Origin of the sequence: Modestobacter sp. I12A-02662 (assembly GCF_041028325.1) — a bacterium.
Taxonomy (GTDB): Bacteria; Actinomycetota; Actinomycetes; order Mycobacteriales; family Geodermatophilaceae; genus Modestobacter.
Genome location: NZ_JABGDE010000004.1, coordinates 279473 through 296796, shown reverse-complemented (window position 1 = coordinate 296796; position 17324 = coordinate 279473). Strand labels below are relative to the sequence as shown.

At 72.6% G+C, this 17324-nt stretch carries 17 protein-coding genes and 4 tRNA genes; 17 read left to right on the top strand and 4 right to left on the bottom strand.

All coding sequences use genetic code 11. The features are described 5' to 3' along the window. The first annotated feature begins 143 nt into the window (after positions 1-143). Positions 144-620 carry a hypothetical protein gene (locus HL189_RS06595; protein ID WP_369132888.1) on the top strand — a complete coding sequence of 159 codons (477 nt, stop codon included), beginning with the start codon at positions 144-146 and terminating at the stop codon, positions 618-620. Between the two features lie 131 nt (positions 621-751). On the opposite strand, the gene HL189_RS06590 is transcribed toward HL189_RS06595, so the two are convergent. Together HL189_RS06590 and HL189_RS06585 are read right to left on the bottom strand one after the other, a co-directional pair. Continuing rightward, positions 752-1843 (bottom strand): 2-oxoacid:ferredoxin oxidoreductase subunit beta, encoded by a 1092-nt coding sequence (locus tag HL189_RS06590; protein ID WP_369132887.1) that lies wholly within the window; start codon positions 1841-1843, stop codon positions 752-754. Continuing rightward, positions 1840-3768, bottom strand: coding sequence for a 2-oxoacid:acceptor oxidoreductase subunit alpha (locus HL189_RS06585; protein WP_369132886.1), 1929 nt, complete (start codon positions 3766-3768; stop codon positions 1840-1842). The genes HL189_RS06590 and HL189_RS06585 overlap by 4 nt, the downstream gene beginning before the upstream one ends. A 214-nt stretch (positions 3769-3982) precedes the next feature. Between HL189_RS06585 and htpX the strand changes: the two genes are divergently transcribed. Beyond that, a complete protein-coding gene (htpX, locus tag HL189_RS06580) occupies positions 3983-4855 on the top strand; it encodes a zinc metalloprotease HtpX (RefSeq protein ID WP_369132885.1) in 873 nt (290 codons plus the stop codon). 82 nt (positions 4856-4937) lie between these two features. Here htpX and HL189_RS06575 read toward each other — a convergent pair whose 3' ends face one another. Continuing rightward, positions 4938-5429, bottom strand: coding sequence for a YajQ family cyclic di-GMP-binding protein (locus HL189_RS06575; RefSeq protein ID WP_369132884.1), 492 nt, complete (start codon positions 5427-5429; stop codon positions 4938-4940). 96 nt (positions 5430-5525) lie between these two features. On the opposite strand from HL189_RS06575, the gene HL189_RS06570 reads away from it, so the two are divergent. Beyond that, a tRNA-Tyr gene (locus tag HL189_RS06570) sits at positions 5526-5607 on the top strand. Between the two features lie 59 nt (positions 5608-5666). Here the strand turns inward: HL189_RS06570 and HL189_RS06565 are convergent. Continuing rightward, entirely contained in the window at positions 5667-6107 is a 441-nt protein-coding gene (locus HL189_RS06565; RefSeq protein ID WP_369132883.1) for a pilus assembly protein TadG-related protein, read from the bottom strand. Between the two features lie 629 nt (positions 6108-6736). Here HL189_RS06565 and HL189_RS06560 point away from each other — a divergent pair. From HL189_RS06560 to rplL, 14 genes are all read left to right on the top strand, one after another. Then, positions 6737-9274, top strand: coding sequence for a putative bifunctional diguanylate cyclase/phosphodiesterase (locus HL189_RS06560; RefSeq protein WP_369132882.1), 2538 nt, complete (start codon positions 6737-6739; stop codon positions 9272-9274). Positions 9275-9370: 96 nt separating this feature from the next. Further along, positions 9371-9443 (top strand) — tRNA-Thr (locus HL189_RS06555). A gap of 43 nt (positions 9444-9486) precedes the next feature. Further along, positions 9487-9560, top strand: a tRNA-Met gene (locus HL189_RS06550). A gap of 108 nt (positions 9561-9668) precedes the next feature. After that, the gene (gene rpmG, locus HL189_RS06545) at positions 9669-9833 is read left to right on the top strand and encodes a 50S ribosomal protein L33 (protein WP_222271228.1); all 165 of its coding nucleotides are present in this window, start codon (positions 9669-9671) and stop codon (positions 9831-9833) included. A gap of 39 nt (positions 9834-9872) precedes the next feature. After that, positions 9873-10319, top strand: coding sequence for a MaoC family dehydratase N-terminal domain-containing protein (locus HL189_RS06540; RefSeq protein WP_369132881.1), 447 nt, complete (start codon positions 9873-9875; stop codon positions 10317-10319). Then, positions 10316-10741, top strand: coding sequence for a MaoC/PaaZ C-terminal domain-containing protein (locus HL189_RS06535; RefSeq protein ID WP_369132880.1), 426 nt, complete (start codon positions 10316-10318; stop codon positions 10739-10741). The genes HL189_RS06540 and HL189_RS06535 overlap by 4 nt, the downstream gene beginning before the upstream one ends. An 11-nt stretch (positions 10742-10752) precedes the next feature. Further along, complete coding sequence (locus HL189_RS06530; protein ID WP_369133064.1) at positions 10753-12159, top strand: M1 family aminopeptidase; 1407 nt, start codon at positions 10753-10755, stop codon at positions 12157-12159. Between the two features lie 210 nt (positions 12160-12369). Beyond that, positions 12370-12445 (top strand) — tRNA-Trp (locus HL189_RS06525). 40 nt (positions 12446-12485) lie between these two features. Next, complete coding sequence (gene secE / locus HL189_RS06520) at positions 12486-12932, top strand: preprotein translocase subunit SecE (protein WP_369132879.1); 447 nt, start codon at positions 12486-12488, stop codon at positions 12930-12932. Between the two features lie 40 nt (positions 12933-12972). Then, positions 12973-13875 (top strand): transcription termination/antitermination protein NusG, encoded by a 903-nt coding sequence (nusG, locus tag HL189_RS06515; RefSeq protein ID WP_369132878.1) that lies wholly within the window; start codon positions 12973-12975, stop codon positions 13873-13875. Between the two features lie 105 nt (positions 13876-13980). Next, on the top strand, positions 13981-14409 hold the full coding sequence (gene rplK, locus HL189_RS06510) for a 50S ribosomal protein L11 (protein WP_222271248.1): 429 nt from the start codon (positions 13981-13983) through the stop codon (positions 14407-14409). A 136-nt stretch (positions 14410-14545) separates the two neighbouring features. Beyond that, positions 14546-15265: a 50S ribosomal protein L1 gene (gene rplA, locus HL189_RS06505; RefSeq protein WP_369132877.1), complete on the top strand. Its 720-nt coding sequence runs from the start codon at positions 14546-14548 to the stop codon at positions 15263-15265. Between the two features lie 368 nt (positions 15266-15633). Continuing rightward, positions 15634-16230, top strand: coding sequence for a 50S ribosomal protein L10 (gene rplJ, locus HL189_RS06500; RefSeq protein WP_369132876.1), 597 nt, complete (start codon positions 15634-15636; stop codon positions 16228-16230). 27 nt (positions 16231-16257) lie between these two features. Continuing rightward, positions 16258-16638 carry a 50S ribosomal protein L7/L12 gene (gene rplL, locus HL189_RS06495; protein ID WP_369133063.1) on the top strand — a complete coding sequence of 127 codons (381 nt, stop codon included), beginning with the start codon at positions 16258-16260 and terminating at the stop codon, positions 16636-16638. The last annotated feature ends 686 nt before the right edge of the window (positions 16639-17324 follow it).

The window sequence follows — 17324 nt, the reverse complement described above, 5'->3', positions numbered from 1 at the left end:
GCGGGTGACGCCCCGCCGAGGTTACGAAACCGTTCATCCTCGATTCGCCTGCGGGTGCGTTGTGATCGCCGTCACGCGTCGGCCAGGGTCGGTCGCGTCAACGGAGACCGGCCGCACCCGCGGCCGTCGGAGGGGGAGATCCCATGCGTTCTGCTCGACTGTTCCTGGTCGCACCCGCGGTGACCGCGCTCGTCCTGACCGGCGCCTCGCCCGCCATGGCGGGTGGCGGCGACCACGACAAGGACGACGACCTGTACGCCAAGGTCCTCGAGATCGACGACGAGGGGACGATCGAGGAGCACGGTGACGAGGTCGTCGTCGAGTTCGACTACAAGTGCGAGGACGACGACAAGGACGGCGACAACATCACCACCAAGGTCACGCTGGAGCACTGGGACGGCGATGTCGAGTACGAGGCGGAGTTCGACAACGAGCTGAAGTGCGACGGCGAGGAGCAGACCAAGGAGGTGACCCTCGAGAAGGAGGGCGAGGACGACGCCGAGGAGGGCAAGGCCGAGGTCACCGTGCGCTTCGAGGACGAGGACGGCGACGAGCTCGACGAGGAGTCGGAGCACGTGGACCTCGAGGAAGCGGATGACGACGACAAGGACAAGCACTGACCGCCTGACCTGACGGACGAGGGGCGTCCGGCACCACCCGGTGCCGGACGCCCCTCGTCGTCTGTCTCACGGCCTCCCTGCAGGGGCCCGCCGCGAGCTCGCGAGCGGCGGGGGGCAGGGAGGTCCTCCGGTCAGCTGACGGTCCAGCTGTCGGCGCCGGTCAGCAGCGCGTCCAGGTCGGCCGGCGCCTGGTCGGCGGCGTCGGTGAGCTGGTCGGCCATCATCCGCTCGTAGGTCGGCTTGACGACCTTCCGGAACACGCCCATCGGCGTGTAGCGCAGGTCCTGCGTCGAGAGCCGGGACAGCGCGAACGCGTAGGACGGGTCCTGCCGCTGCGCGTCGTGCACCACGATCTCGGCGGCGTCGACCTGGTTGGTCTCGGCGATCCGCAGGCCACCGAAGTCGTCGCGGACGACGCAGGAGGCGCCGTCGGGGCCGAACACCAGGGGCTTGCCGTGCTCGAGCGGGATCGTCCACATGGGGCCGGTGGTCGGGTCCTTGAGCAGCTCGAAGGCGCCGTCGTTGAAGATGTTGCAGTTCTGGTAGATCTCCACCAGCGCGGTCCCCTGGTGCTCCGCAGCCTGGCGCAGCACGTCGGTGAGGCCCTTGCGGTCGGAGTCCATCGCCCGGCCGACGAAGGTCGCGTCCGCGCCCAGCGCCAGCGACACCGGGTTGAACGGGTGGTCCAGCGAGCCCATCGGGGTGGACTTGGTGACCTTCCCGACCTCGGACGTGGGGGAGTACTGGCCCTTGGTGAGCCCGTAGATCCGGTTGTTGAACAGCAGGATCGTCAGGTTCACGTTGCGGCGCAGGGTGTGGATCAGGTGGTTGCCGCCGATGGACAGCGCGTCGCCGTCCCCGGTCACGACCCACACCGACAGGTCCGGCCGCGACGCGGCCAGGCCGGTCGCGATCGCCGGCGCCCGGCCGTGGATCGAGTGCATCCCGTAGGTGTTCATGTAGTACGGGAAGCGCGAGGAGCAGCCGATGCCCGAGACGATGACCATGTCCTCGCGGGCGATGCCGAGGGTGGGCAGGAAGCTCTGGACGGCGTTGAGGATGACGTAGTCACCGCACCCGGGGCACCAGCGGACCTCCTGGTCGGTCTTGAGGTACTTGGCCTTGAGCGCGGTGGTCTTCTCGCCGGAGGCGGCGACCGCGTCGGCGATGGGACCTGGCGCGGGCATGCCGAGGTCGTGCACGTGGGCGTCGAGCGTGGTCACAGGGCTGCTCCGTTCCCGGCCGGGACAGCGGCCGGTGTGCTGGTGCTGTCGATGACGTCCTGCAGCACCCCGGCGAGCTCGGCGGCCCGGAAGGGCAGCCCGCGCACCTGGGTGTGGCTCACGACGTCGATGAGGTACTTGGCCCGCAGGACCAGCGCCAGCTGGCCGAGGTTCATCTCGGGGCACACCACGCGGTCGTACCGGGCCAGGACGGCGCCGAGGTCGGCCGGCAGCGGGTTGAGGTGCCTCAGGTGCACCTGCGCGATCGGCCGGCCCGACGCGCGGATCTGCCGGCAGGCGGCGCCGATCGGCCCGTAGGTCGAGCCCCAGCCGACCACCGCGACCCGGGCGTCACCGTCCGGGTCGTCCACCTCGGTGGCCGGGATGGACGCCGCGATGCCGTCGACCTTGGCCTGGCGGGTGCGGGTCATGAAGTCGTGGTTCGCCGGGTCGTAGGAGATGTTGCCGGTGCGGTCGGCCTTCTCCAGCCCGCCGATCCGGTGCTGCAGCCCCGCCGTGCCGGGCACCGCCCACGGGCGCGCCAGGGTCTCCGGGTCGCGCAGGTACGGCAGGAACTCGCCGTCCTCGCCGTTGGGCGCCGTCGCGAACTCGACCCGCAGGTCGGGCAGGTCCTCCTCGGCGGGGATGGCCCACGGCTCGGCCCCGTTGGCCAGGTAGCCGTCGGAGAGCAGGAACACCGGGGTCCGGTAGGTGAGCGCGATCCGGGCGGCCTCGAGCGCGGCGTCGAAGCAGTCGCCGGGGGACTTCGGCGCGATCACCGGGACCGGCGCCTCGCCGTTGCGCCCGTAGAGGGCCTGCAGCAGGTCCGACTGCTCGGTCTTGGTGGGCAGGCCCGTGGACGGGCCACCGCGCTGCACGTCGACGATCACCAGCGGCAGCTCGGTCATCACGGCCAGGCCGATGGTCTCGGCCTTGAGGGCGACGCCGGGGCCGGACGTCGTCGTCACGCCCAGCGCACCACCGAAGGAGGCGCCCAGCGCGGCGCCGATGCCGGCGATCTCGTCCTCGGCCTGGAAGGTGCGCACACCGAAGGCCTTGTGCCGGCTCAGCTCGTGGAGGATGTCGCTGGCCGGGGTGATCGGGTACGCGCCGAGGAACACTGGCAGCCCTGAGCGGCGCCCGGCGGCCACCAGCCCGTAGGCCAGCGCCTGGTTGCCGGAGATGTGCCGGTAGCGGCCCGGTGCCATCGGGGCGGGCTTCACCTGGTAGGAGACGGCGAAGGCCTCGGTGGTGTCGCCGTAGTTGTAACCGGCGCGGAAGGCGGCGATGTTCGCCGCGGCGATCTGCGGCTTGCGGCGGAACTGCCGCTCCAGGAAGCGGACGGTGCCCTCGGTGGGCCGGTGGTACATCCAGGACAGCAGGCCGAGGGTGAACATGTTCTTGCTCCGCTCGGCCTCCTTCTTGCCCAGGCCGGAGCCCGCGAGCGCCTCGAGCGTCATCGCGGTCAGCGGCACGCTCACCAGCTGCCACTTGTCCAGCGAGCCGTCCTCGAGGGGGTTGCTGGCGTAGCCCACCTTCGCCAGGTTGCGGCTGGTGAACTCGTCGGAGTCGGCGATGATGAGCCCGCCGCCGGGGAGGTCGGGCAGGTTCGCCTTCAGCGCGGCCGGGTTCATCACGACCAGGACGTCGGGGGCGTCACCCGGCGTCATGATGTCGTGGTCGGCGAAGTGCAGCTGGAAGGAGCTGACCCCCGGCAGGGTCCCCGTCGGTGCGCGGATCTCGGCGGGGAAGTTGGGCAGCGTGGACAGGTCGTTGCCGAAGGACGCCGTCTCGCTGGTGAAGCGCCCGCCCGTCAGCTGCATGCCGTCGCCCGAGTCCCCGGCCAGCCGGATGACCACGCGGTCGAGCTCGACGACGCTCTTGACGAGCCCGCCCGGGGCGGAGCTGTGGGCTGCGGTGTCCATGGTGGGGACAACACCGTCCGCGAGTGGGGTGATTCCGGGCCTGGTGCCAGTCATGGTGTGAGCTACCTCCGGATGGCCAGGTTACGTGCGGAGCGTGCCCGCACCGACTCCTCGCGGCGCGAACGTGAGACAAGCCACAGTCCGGCCGTCACCCGTGCGCGTACCCCGCGTCCCACCAGGGGAACGGCCCGGAGCCCCGTCGCGTTCGAAGGGCGTGCGACGGTGGAACAACGGGCTGAAGACGGCCGTGCTGCTGGGCCTGATGGCCGGCGTCATCCTGCTGGTCGGCAGCTTCTTCGGTCGCACCGGGCTGTTCGTCGCCCTGCTCGTGGCGCTCGGCGTGAACGGGTACGCCTACTTCAACTCCGACCGGCTGGCGCTGCGGGCGATGCGCGCCTTCCCGGTGACCGAGACGCAGGCGCCGCAGCTGTACGCGATCGTCCGCGAGCTGGCGACCGAGGCCCGCCAGCCGATGCCGCGGCTGTACGTGAGCCCCACCAACCAGCCGAACGCCTTCGCCACCGGGCGGAACCCGCGCAACGCCGCGGTCTGCTGCACCCAGGGGATCCTGGAGCTGCTGGACCGGAGGGAGCTGCGCGCCGTCCTCGCGCACGAGCTCTCGCACGTCTACAACCGCGACATCCTGATCAGCTCGGTCGCCGGCGCCATGGCCACGGTCATCACCTACCTGGCGCACATGGCGATGTTCGCCTCGATGTTCGGCGGCCGCTCCGACGAGCGCGCGGGCGGGAACGCCCTGGGCGGGCTCCTGCTGGTGTTCCTCGGCCCGCTCGCCGCCGGGGTGGTGCAGATGGCGGTCAGCCGCAGCCGCGAGTACCAGGCCGATGCGTCCGGCGCCGAGCTGTCGCAGGACCCGCTCGCGCTGGCCAGCGCGCTGCGCAAGCTCGACCGGGGCGTCGCGGCGCGGCCGCTGCCGCAGGAGGACCGGCTGGTCGCGCAGAGCCACTTGATGATCGCCAACCCCTTCCGGGGGCAGGGGATGGCCTCGATGTTCTCCACGCACCCGCCGATGCCCCAGCGCATCGCGCGGCTGGAGGAGATGGCGCGGCAGCGCGGCCAGAGCTGAGGAAGGACCCCCTCGCCCCCACCCCTCGTTCCTCGGGGCGGGCCCCTGCGAGGGGTGGGGGCGAGGGGTCCGCTCCCTCAGCTCACCTGTAGTTGTCGAACTGCAGGGCGACGTCGAGGTCCTTGCCGCGCAGCAGCTGCTGCACCGCCTGCAGGTCGTCCCGCTTCTTGCCGCTGACCCGCAGCTGGTCGCCCTGGATCTGCGCCTGGACGCCCTTCGGGCCCTCGTCGCGGATGATCTTCGCGATCTTCTTGGCGGTGTCGGACTCGATGCCCTGCTTGATCGTCGCGCCGATCTTGTACGACTTGCCCGAGGCCTGCGGCTCCCCGGCGTCGAGCACCTTCAGCGAGATCCCCCGCTTGACCAGCTTCTCGCGGAAGACCTCGAGGGCGGCGCTCACCCGCTCCTCGGTGTCGGCCTGCAGCGTGACACCGCTCTCCCCGGCCCAGGCGATCGAGGCGTTCGTGCCCCGGAAGTCGAACCGCTGGGACAGTTCCTTGCCCGTCTGGTTCAGCGCGTTGTCGACCTCCTGCCGGTCGACCTTGCTCACCACGTCGAAGGACGCGTCGGCCATCTCGCCACCTCTCTCTGCCGCGCGGGCGACCCGCGCGCACCGGGACCCTGGGCTGACCCCGGTCCGTCGTCTTGTACGCTCTCCCGGTACCACCACGGCGGGTTGCCCGAGTGGCCAATGGGAGCGGACTGTAAATCCGTCGGCTTAGCCTACGAAGGTTCGAATCCTTCACCCGCCACGCCTGGTGCCACGGCCCCCGACCTCACCGGTCGGGGGCCGTTCTCGTCGCCGGGCGGGTCACGGCGCCGTCGGCGCGCGGGCACCGGCGACCGCCGTGCGCTCCAGCGGGCCACCGCCGAGGAACAGCCAGTCGAAGGCCACCCGCACCCACCGCGTGCAGGTCACGGTGACCTCGGCCCCGTCCGTCGCCGCCGACCACGAGTCCAGCCGCACCCCGGCGTCGGCGAGGTGGTCGGCCACGGCCGCCTCCGCCGTCCCCCGCGTGAGCGGCAGCTCGCTGCCCACCCCCCGCGTGTAGACGACCGCCTCGTCGGCCTGGTTCGCGGCCGCGAGAGCAGCCCCGTCGCACGCCGACTGCACGTCCTGCTGCTCCAGGAAGGCGTCGGAGGCGGTGATCGCGCCGAGCACCATCAGGGCGGCGACGAGCCAGCAGACCAGCACGAAGGGCAGCGTCGAGCCCGCCTCCGGGTCGACGGCGGCAGTCCGGCGGCCTCGCACGGCGCGGAGGGTAACCGGTCCGGGCGGCCGGCCCATCGTCGTCCACCGGTTGTGGACAGCGGCTGTGGATGGTGTGGACGGCGGAGGACCGACGCCGCTGACGCGGGCCACAGGCTGTGGACGGCGGCCAGCCGGACTCCCGCGCCCGATCCTCGGACGAGTCGACGAGGTGACGCTGCCGCCGCCGGCGCGGCACCGGCGCCCGATGGATGTCCCCCGATGATGATCTTGTAGCAGCGATGGTCACGCAGTGTCACGACACTCGCGCTGCCCGGGACACGTCCGTGTCAAGACTTGCATCGTGTGGGTGACCCCCTGCAGTCTCGCGATTGCGGTCTGTGCCGGACGACGCTCTGCCCCCGCGTGGGCGGCTGCCGCATCCCTGCAGCCTGTCCGCGTTCCGAAGGAGCACCCATGTCCGCTCACGCCTCCGTCTTCGCCGCTCAGACCGCCGACGCCTCCCGCGGGTGGCGCTGGGGCCGCGGGTGGCGCTGGGGCCGCTGACGCGGTGACGACCCCGGCGGGGCGGCGCCCGCACGTGCCTGCCCCGTCGGGGTGAGACGTGTGCCACCGGCAGATGCCGCGCTGTTACCGTCGCGCCGACGCCGCTCCTATCAGACAGGTCCACGTTGGCCGACACCATCGCCCCCGAGCAGCAGGGGGTCCCCCTGCTCCGGCGGCCCTGGAGCATCGCTGCCATCGCCGTCGGCGTGGCCTTCCTCGTGGCCGTGCCCACCATGCCCGGAGCGTGGACCACCCCGTCGGTCTGGGCCGTCGTCGCGCTTCTCGGGGCGTTCCTGCTCACCGAGTCGGTCCAGTGGGACCTCGAGGTGGGCAAGCAGACCGTCGCGCTGTCCCCGGCCGAGATCGCCGTCGTGGTCGGGCTCGTCGAGGTCGGCGGCACCTGGACGGCGATCACGCGCGTGGTCGCGATCGCCCTCGTGCTCTCCTGGCAGCACTATCCGCCGGCCAAGCTCGCGTTCAACGCCGCGCTCGCCGTCACCGAGTTGTGTGCCGCGCTGGCGGTGCTGTCGTTGCTGCCGCCGCTGGACATCACCGACCCGGTCACCTGGCTGTCGCTGGTGCTCGCGATCCTGGTCACCGGGCTGGTCGGGATGGTCGGCGTGGGCGTGGCCATCTCCGTCAGCCAGGGGTTCCCCGGCTGGTCGTTCTGGCTCTCCGCGCTCCCCAACACCGCGGTCGGCCCGCTGAGCGTGGTCGTCGGCGTGATCGCGCTGCTCCTGGTCGAGGAGAACTCCTGGGCCTGGACGCTGATCCTCCCGCTGCTCCTGGGCTTCGTGGCGATCTTCCGCCAGTCCAGCCGGGCCTCCCGCGAACGCCGCACGGTGCAGCGGGTCTACGACTTCGCCCGCCGCGTCGAGCTGGTGACCCCGGACGAGGCCGGCACCCGCGAGATCGTCAGCGCGGTCCGCGAGCTGCTCAACGCCGAGCGGGTGGCACTCTGGCTGCCGCCCTACCTGGACGAGGGGCCGCAGCTCGTGGTCGACGGGGAGGGTGGCCTCCACTGGTACGCGGGGCCGGGTGACCCGGACGACCTGGTGCGCCGCCGCGCGCTCGCCCCCGAGGCCGACGGCCCGGTCCTGCTGTCGGCGGCCCGGGCGGACGCCGCGGAGCTCGCCGCGCTGGCCCGGCGCGGCGCCCGTGAGGTGCTCGGCGCCCCGGTGACCACGGCGGCGGGTGAGCCCGGGTACCTCGAGGTCTGCGACCGGCGCAGCGACATCGTGTCCTTCGCCTCCGGTGACCGGGGTGCGCTCGACTCGATGCTCACCCACGTCAACGCCGCGATCCGGCAGCAGCAGCTGCTCAGCCAGATCCGCCACGACGCCGACCACGACCGCCTCACCGGCCTGCCCAACCGGCAGCGGCTGGCCGTCGAGATCGACGCGATCCTGCGCGAGGACCCCGCCGGGTCCCGTGCTGGACTGGTGCTCGCCTCCCTCGACGGCTACACCAACGTCACCGACACGCTCGGTCACGGGGCGAGCGACGAGTTGCTGGTCGTGACGGCCGGCCTGCTGCGCGAGCACGCGCCGCCCTCGGCGGTCGTGGCCCGGATGGAGGGCGGCCAGTTCGCCGTCCTGCTGCCGGGGCTGTCGCTGCCGGCCACCGAGCGGGCCGCGCGCCGGCTCCGGGAGGCGGCCTCCACCCGGGCCTCGGTGGCGGGCCTGGACCTGGAGGTGTCGCTGACCATCGGCGTCGCGGCCGCCCCGGTGCACGGCTCGGACGCCGGCACGCTCATCCAGCGCGCGGACGTCGCCCTGCTCGCCGCGCACGGCTCCGGTGGGGTGGCGACCTACCACCCGGTCCTGGACCAGCAGAGCCTCCGTCGCCTGCAGTTGGGCACCGAGCTGGAGACGGCGATGGCCGAGGGGCAGATCTCGGTCGTCTTCCAGCCCATCGTGGACACCAGGACCAACGACATCGTCTCGGTCGAGACGCTGCTGCGCTGGTCGCATCCGCGCTACGGGCCCGTGCCGCCCGACGACTTCATCGGCCTCGCCGAGCAGATCGGCCGGATCGGCCCGCTCACCGACTTCGTCCTGGACCGCGCGCTGGACCGGTGCCGGCGCTGGCTCGACCAGGACATCGCGCTGTCGGTCGCGGTCAACCTCTCCGCCCGGTCGCTGTCCGAGCCCGACCTGGTCGACCGGGTGCGGCGGGCGCTGCGCCGGCACGGCGTCCCCGGGGAGCTGCTCACCCTGGAGCTCACCGAGGGCAGCGTCATCGAGGAGCGGGTCCGCAACGGGACGGTCCTCGCCGACCTGCACGCGCTGGGCCTGCGGCTGTCGATGGACGACTTCGGCACCGGCTACTCGTCGCTGTCGCTGCTGCGCCAGCTGCCGCTGGACGAGCTCAAGATCGACAAGAGCTTCGTGCTCGGGATGTCCACCAGCCAGAACGAGTCGTTCATCGCCCGGTCGATCGTGGAGCTGGCGCACAACCTCGGTATGCGCGTGGTCGCGGAGGGCGTCGAGGACGAGGTCACCCGCGACCTGCTGACCCACATGGGCTGCGACAAGGTGCAGGGCTTCCTGGTCAGCCGGCCGCTGCCGGAGGACCGCCTGGAGGGCTGGCTGCTCGCCCGCACCGGGGTGCGCACCGCCGCGCCGGGCGCCGTCCACCGCCGTCTGTTCGTCCGGACCTGAGGAGGGCCTCCCTGCCCCCCGCTCGCGGGCTCGCGGCGGGCCCCTGCAGAGAGGTCGAAGGCGTCAGGTAGAGTCTCCGACAGCTCCTCGGAGCACGCCCCTTTAGCTCAGTCGGCAGAGCGTCTCCATGGTAAGGAGAAGGTCTACGGTTCGATTCCGTAAAGGGGCTCTGACCACCGGTCCTGTCGCGAGACCGGGCCGTGGGGTCACCCGGCGGTGTAGCTCAGCCTGGTAGAGCAAGCGGCTCATAATCGCTGTGTCACCGGTTCAAGTCCGGTCACCGCTACCCATGACGGACCCCGGCACCGGGGTCCGTCGTCGTGTCCGGCACCCGTCGGGCACGTCGGACACGACTGTTCCCGACAGTCGTCCAGAACAAGGCGAGGATGCGCTCATGGCAGCCACTGACGTCCGTCCGAAGATCACCCTGGCGTGCCAGGAGTGCAAGAACCGCAACTACATCACCCGCAAGAACCGGCGGAACGACCCCGACCGGATCGAGCTGAAGAAGTACTGCCCGAAGGACCGCAAGCACACGGTCCACCGCGAGACCCGCTGACCCCAGCGGACGTCGCAGGACGAGCGAGAGGGCGGGAGCATGGCGCTGGACGCGGGACTGGTCGGGCGCAGCTACCCGCCCTCTGCCGTCTACGAGGTCGGGCGGGAGAAGATCGCCGAGTTCGCCACGGCGCTCGGTGACCCCGACCCGGCCTACCGGGACCCGGCCGCGGCCCGCGCGCTCGGCCACCCCGACGTCATCGCGCCGCCCACCTTCGCGATCGTGCTGAGCCTCGGCGCCGGCTCCGTCGTCGTGGAGGACCCCGACGTCGGCATCGACTACAGCCGGGTGGTGCACGGCGAGCAGCGGTTCACCCACCACCGGCCGGTCCGGGCCGGTGACCGGCTGATCGCCACCGCGACCATCGACGCGGTGAAGACGGTGGCCGGCAACGACATGCTCACCACCCGGGTCGACCTCACCACCGAGGACGGCGAACCGGTGTGCACCACCCGCTCCATGCTGGTCGCCCGGGGCGCCGCGTGAGCCGCCCGCGCGCGGCCGACGTCGCGGTCGGCACCGAGCTCCCCGAGCAGACCACCCGGGTCACCCGCGCCGACCTGCTGCGTTACGCCGGCGCGTCCGGTGACTTCAACGTCATCCACTGGAACGAGCGGGTCGCCCGCGAGGTGGGCCTGCCGGGGGTCATCGCGCACGGCATGCTCACCGCCGGGCTCGCTGCCCGGGCGGTCACCGCCTGGGCCGGGGACCCGGGCGCGGTGGTCGACTACCACGTCCGGTTCAGCCGTCCGGTCGTCGTCCCCGACGACGACGCCGGCGCCGAGGTCACCGTCCGCGGGCGCGTGGCGGCCGTGCTGGACGGCGGCCGGGTGCGGGTCGACCTGACGGTGACCAGCGGCGGCGAGAAGGTCCTCTCCCTCGCCCGCGCCGTCGTCGCCCTGGGGTGACGGCCCCGACGATGCGCCGGGTGGCGGGCCTGGTCCTGGCCGGCCTCCTCGCCGCCGGGTGCACCGCGTCCGGGCCGGCGGCGGCACCAGCGCCGGCGAGCTCCCCGCCGGCCGACCCGGGGAGCTGCCCGGCCGAGCGGGCGGCGCCGGACCCCGACCGCCCCGTCATCGACCTGCGGTTCTCCCTGGCCGAGGACCGGCGCACGGTGACCGGCACCGAGACCGTCGTCTTCACCCCGGACCTCCCCACCGCCGAGCTGGTCTTCCGGCTCGTGCCCAACGGGTCCGACAGCACCGCCCGCGGCAACCGGCTCGCCGTCGACGCCGTCCGCGGCCCGGACGTGGTGGGCAGCCGCTACGAGGGCGCGCAGGCCGAGGAGCCCGGCGGCCTGTACGTCGTCCTCCTCCGGGACCCGCTCGCAGCGGGCGAGTCGACGGAGGTGGCGCTGGACTTCACCCTGCAACTCGGTGGCGCCGGCTTCGAGCGGCTGGGCGTCGCCGAGGACGTCTCCTGGTGGGGGAGCGGGGCGCCGTTGCTGGCCTGGGAGCCGGGCGTCGGCTGGGCGCGCGACCCGTTCGTCCCGCTGGCCGGGGAGACCACGGTCAGCCCGGTCGCCGACACCACGGTCACCGTCGAGGCGCCCGCCGACCTCACCGTGCTGATGACCGGGGCGCAGGACGAGCCCCCCCGGCCGCGTGAGGGCCGGCGCACGTGGACGGCGCACGAGCCGGTGGCCCGGGACGTCAGCGTCGCGGCGGGGGAGTTCGTCACCGCGGAGCTCGACGTGGCCGGCGTCCGGGTGACCACCGGCGTGCTGCCCCGGTCCGGGCGGGACCCCGCGCGGCTGGCCCGGGAGGCCGGTGCGGCGATCGAGCGGCTCGCCGACCGCTTCGGCCCCTTCCCCTACGCGTCGCTGACCATCCCGTGGCTGCCCGAGGCCGGCGGCGGGATCGAGTACCCGTCGTCGATCCTGCTCGCCACCGGGTCCGGGCAGGTGCTCGTGCACGAGGTGGCGCACATGTGGTTCTACGGGATGGTCGGGGACTCGCAGTTCCGCGACCCCTGGCTGGACGAGGCCTTCGCCAGCTACGCCGAGTCCGTGGCCGCCGAGCGGCCCGCCGCACGGGTGGCCCGGGCGCTCGCGGCCGAGGGGGACGTCGGCGGGTCGATGGCGGAGTTCCCCGACGACCGCCGGTACGTGACGACGGTCTACGCCAAGGGGGCGGCGATGCTGCTGACCGCCCGGGAACGGGCCGGCGCCACCGCGTTCGACGCGGCGCTGCGCTGCTACGCCGACGCGCAGGCGTGGGCGATCGCCACCCCGGCGGACGTCGCCGCCGCACTGGCCGACCTGCCGGCCGCCCTCGCGGTGCTCCAGGAGGCGGGCGCGCTGGACCCGGAGGACCTACCCCGCTGAGAGCGCGGTGGAAGCCGGTGCGCGGGGGTGTGCCGGCCGTGTTCGCCGCCGCTCGCACGGGTCCCGTACACTCGTCGTCCTGGGGCCCGTGTGACCCCGCCACCGGCGTGCCCCGGGGCCCCTCTCGGGGGGCCGAGCGTGGGAGCAGGGACGCGCCGCGGTGCGGTCCGGTCGGCCCCAGACGGTGGTCCCCGTGCGACGGGGTGCCATAGGGGTGTAGCTCAATTGGCAGAGCAGCGGTCTCCAAAACCGCAGGCTGCAGGTTCAAGTCCTGTCACCCCTGCCACCACCGACGACCTGGACCCGACCGAGAAGAGCGAGGCGCTGTGAGCGAGAAGGACCGCGAGCCGACCGGCGAGCGGCTCGACGCCGAGACGCCGGGCGTCGACGACGCCGCCGAGCTCGAGGCGGCCGAGGCCGAGGTCGCCGAGGACGCCGCGGCGGACGAGGACAAGGTCGTCGCCACCCCGACCCGGCGTCGCTCCCGGGCCGCCGACCGTCCCGCCGGCCGGACGGCGGAGCCCCGCACCGGCGAGGGCACCCGCTCCCGGGCCGCCGCCGAGCGGGCGCGGGCCGCGGAGCTGCGGGAGAAGCGGAGCATCGGACGGTTCCTCCGGGAGGTCGTCGCCGAGCTGCGCAAGGTCATCTGGCCGGGCCGCAAGGAGCTGATCACCTACACCACCGTGGTGATCATCTTCGTCGCCGTCATGGTCGCGCTCGTCGCCGGCCTCGACCTCGTCTTCGCCCAGGGCGTCCTCGCCGTCTTCGGCTGACCCGCCCGCGCCTGCACCGCCACCCAGGAGGAACACACACGTGACCGACCCCCGCGAGCCCTTCGAGACCGACAGTGCGATCGAGGGCACCGACCTCGACGACGCCCGGTCCGACGTGCGCGGCAGCGTCGACCTCGAGACCGGCGCCGACGAGCCCGGCTCCGCCGAGGGCTCGTCCGACACGACCGACCAGGACACCGCCACCGGCGTCGCCGACGTGACGCCCGTGGTCGAGTCCGGTGGACGGGACAGCCTGGTGGGCGACCCCCTGGCCGCTCCCGCCCCCGACCACGACCCGCTGGTCACCGAGACGCTCGAGGCCGCGGCCGAGGCGGACGAGGACCCGCGCCAGGCGCTGCTCACCACGCTGCGCCAGCAGTTCGGCGACTGGTACGTCATCCACTCCTACGCGGGCTACGAGAACAAGGTGAAGACCAACCTCGAGTCCCGCATCCAGTCGCTGGACATGGAGGACTACATCTTCCAGATCGAGGTGCCCACCGAGGAGGTCACCGAGATCAAGAACGGCAAGCGGACGCTGGTCAACCGCAAGAAGCTGCCCGGGTACCTGCTCGTCCGGATGGACCTCAACGACGAGTCGTGGGGCGCCGTCCGCAACACCCCCGGCGTCACCGGGTTCGTCGGCGCCACCTCGCGGCCCTCCCCGCTGAGCATCGACGAGGTCGTCAACCTGCTCGTCCCCGCGACCCCGGCCAAGCCCGCCGCGGTCGCCACCGAAGCGGCCTCCCCGGCCGCCGGGCCGACGCCGGTCGTCGACTTCGAGATCGGCGAGTCGGTCACCGTCATGGACGGGCCCTTCGCCACCCTGCCGGCCACGATCAACCAGATCAACGCCGAGCAGCAGAAGCTGCAGGTCCTCGTGTCCATCTTCGGCCGCGAGACGCCGGTCGAGCTGTCGTTCACCCAGGTCGCGAAGTTGTAGGACCTCGGTGCCCCCCACCCCACGCTCCGCGCGGGGCGGGGCCCTGCACCGAGGCCTCCCAGCCCAGACCAGGCAATCCCAGCCAGTCACGAGAAGGAAGAAGTCATGCCCCCCAGGAAGCGGTTGACCGCGGTCATCAAGCTCCAGATCAACGCCGGCGCGGCCACCCCCGCGCCGCCCGTGGGCCCCGCCCTCGGTCAGCACGGCGTGAACATCATGGAGTTCTGCAAGGCGTACAACGCGGCGACCGAGTCGCAGCGCGGCAACGTCATCCCCGTCGAGATCTCGGTCTACGAGGACCGCTCGTTCACCTTCGTCACCAAGACGCCGCCGGCAGCCCGCATGCTGCTCAAGGCCGCCGGGGTGGAGAAGGGCTCGGGCGAGCCGCACAAGACCAAGGTCGCCACGGTCACCCGTGACCAGGTGCGCGAGATCGCGCAGACCAAGATGGCCGACCTGAACGCCAACGACCTCGAGCAGGCCGAGAAGATCATCGCCGGCACCGCCCGGTCGATGGGCATCACCGTCAAGTAACCCGATGGAACGGCCCCGCTGCAGGGGCTCCCGCCGAGCTCGCGAGGCGTGGGGGGCAGTGGGGTCCTTCTAGTGGGAGGGCCTGCCAGGCCCGTTCACCACACGACCCCCGGTTCCGGGGGGAAGGAGCACCACCATGGCGAAGCACGGCAAGAAGTACCGCGAGGCGGCCGCGCAGGTCGACTCCGAGAACCTGTACAGCCCGCTGCAGGCGGCCGGTCTGGCCAAGCAGACCTCCACCACCAGCTACGACGCCACCGTCGAGGTCGCGATCCGGCTGGGCGTCGACCCGCGCAAGGCCGACCAGATGGTGCGCGGCACGGTCAACCTGCCGCACGGCACCGGCAAGACCGCCCGCGTCATCGTCTTCGCGACCGGCGACAAGGCCGCCGAGGCCGAGGCGGCCGGCGCGGACGTCGTCGGCGCCGAGGACCTGATCGAGCGGATCCAGGGCGGCTTCCTGGACTTCGACGCCGCGATCGCGACGCCCGACCAGATGGCCAAGGTCGGCCGGATCGCGCGCATCCTCGGTCCCCGTGGCCTGATGCCGAACCCGAAGACCGGCACGGTGACCCCCGACGTCACCAAGGCCATCACCGACATCAAGGGCGGGAAGATCAACTTCCGCGTCGACAAGCAGGCCAACCTGCACCTGGTGATCGGCAAGACGTCCTTCGAGGAGACCAAGCTGGTGGAGAACTACGCCGCCGCCCTCGACGAGGTGCTCCGCGCCAAGCCGGCCGCGGCCAAGGGTCGGTACCTCAAGAAGGTCACCATCTCCACCACCATGGGCCCGGGCATCCCGGTCGACCCGAACCGCACCCGCAACCTGACGGTCGACGAGCCCACCTCCTGAAACCCCCTGCCCCCCGCCACTCGCAGGATCGCGGCGGGACCCTGCAGGGGGCCGGGCCCCGCAGCGCACGTCGCTGCGGGGCCCTCGCGCGTCAGGGGTCCGACGGGGCGTGTACTCTTGTCGACGTTCCCCCCAAGACCGCTGGTCGTCGCACGTCCGCGTGCGATCGAAGGTCCGGACACCCGGACGGCCCGCGCAGGAGGACGGTTCGACGAACGTGTCGTCGCCCCGGGTCCCGGCCCGTCGGCTGTGGCCTTCCTCGCCCCGTGCGCCCTGCGCCGGGGCGTTCCGTGTGTCTGGGCCCCCCCGACCGCCCGTGTGCGCGCACCGGCCGGTGGTCGCCCGACCGACGAGAGGAGGCCCAGCCCATGCCCACGCAGGCCAAGGCCGCGGTGATCGAGGAGATCACCGAGCGGTTCAACGAGTCCAGCGCGGCCGTGCTCACCGAGTACCGCGGGCTGACCGTGGCTCAGCTGACCCAGCTGCGCCGTTCCCTCGGTGCGGGCAGCAGCTACGCCGTCGTCAAGAACACCCTGACGAAGCGGGCGGCGGACTCGGTCGGCTTCTCCGACCTGGCTCCGCTGCTGAACGGCCCCACCGCGATCGCCTTCATCCAGGGCGACCCGGTCGAGGCCGCCAAGGCCATCCGTGACTTCGCGCGCGCCAACCCGATGCTCGTCGTCAAGGGCGGCGTGGTCGAGGGCCGCACGGTCGACGCCGCCGAGGTCACCCGCCTCGCCGACGTCGAGTCGCGTGAGGTCCTGCTGGCCAAGCTGGCCGGCGCGCTCAAGGGCACCACGACCAAGGCCGCCGGGCTGTTCCAGGCCCCGCTGTCCCAGGTCGCCCGCCTGGCCGCCGCGCTGCAGGAGAAGAAGTCCGCCGACGCTCCCGCCGCCGACGCTGCTGCTGACACCACCCCCGAGACCACCGACGCTGCCGCGGACACCGCGGTCAGCGCCGACTGACCCCCCCAAGGAGAGATCATGGCCAAGCTGTCCAACGACGAGCTGCTCGACGCCTTCAAGGAGATGACGCTCCTCGAGCTGTCCGACTTCGTGAAGCTGTTCGAGGACACCTTCGACGTCACCGCCGCCGCGCCGGTCGCCGTCGCCGCTGCCGGCCCCGCCGCTGGTGGCGCCGCTGCCGAGGCTCCCGCCGAGCAGGACGAGTTCGACGTCGTCCTCGAGGCTGCCGGCGACAAGAAGATCCAGGTCATCAAGGAGGTGCGCGGCCTGACCTCGCTCGGCCTCAAGGAGGCCAAGGACCTGGTCGACAACGCGCCGAAGCCGGTCCTGGAGAAGGTCGCCAAGGACGCCGCGGAGAAGGCCAAGGCCGCCCTCGAGGGCGCCGGCGCCACCGTCACCGTCAAGTAAGGACCCCGGCGCGCTCGCCGGGCTGCTCCACCGCGTCACCACAGGGGCCGTCCTCCTCCGGGAGGGCGGCCCCTGTCGTGTCCGCGCACCCGACGGGGTGGGCGGACGGCGTGCCCGTACGTGATCTCGGACACCGCGGGGCCCGGCGTCCCCCGGCGCCCCAGCGGCACCGCCCGGTTCCGGAGACGTCGGCGTGGCGGTCCTCCTCCGGGCCCGTGCCTGGCATCATCGACGCGCGACCGCACCTGGTCAGCCCGCCCAGTGGCCCGGCCCCCTCCGCGGGGTCGCCACGGTCCCCGTGCGGGGAGCGCCGGACACCCCTCGCGGGTGGGCCCCCCGGGTTCGGCTCCCCCCCGGGGGCCCGGACCCGACGTGGACACCGGCGCGGATCAGGGGTAGGGTCTCCTGTTGCGCTGCCCTCTGACTGCCTGCCCCGCCGAGCCGGGTCACCAAGGGTGCCCGGGACCAGGAGTGAGACCCCCGGGTGACCCGTGGAGACCTCCGGTGGGAGCCCCGGCCGTCGCGGGCAGCCTCGCCGAAACCGACGACGACCCAGGACGAACTGCACCCACCGCCCGCACGTCGTGAGGTCCTTGGAAGGACGCATCTTGGCAGGCTCTCGCCCCACCAGCATCACCCCCGGCACCACCGAGTCCAGCACCACCCAGACCACTCCGCAGGAGCCG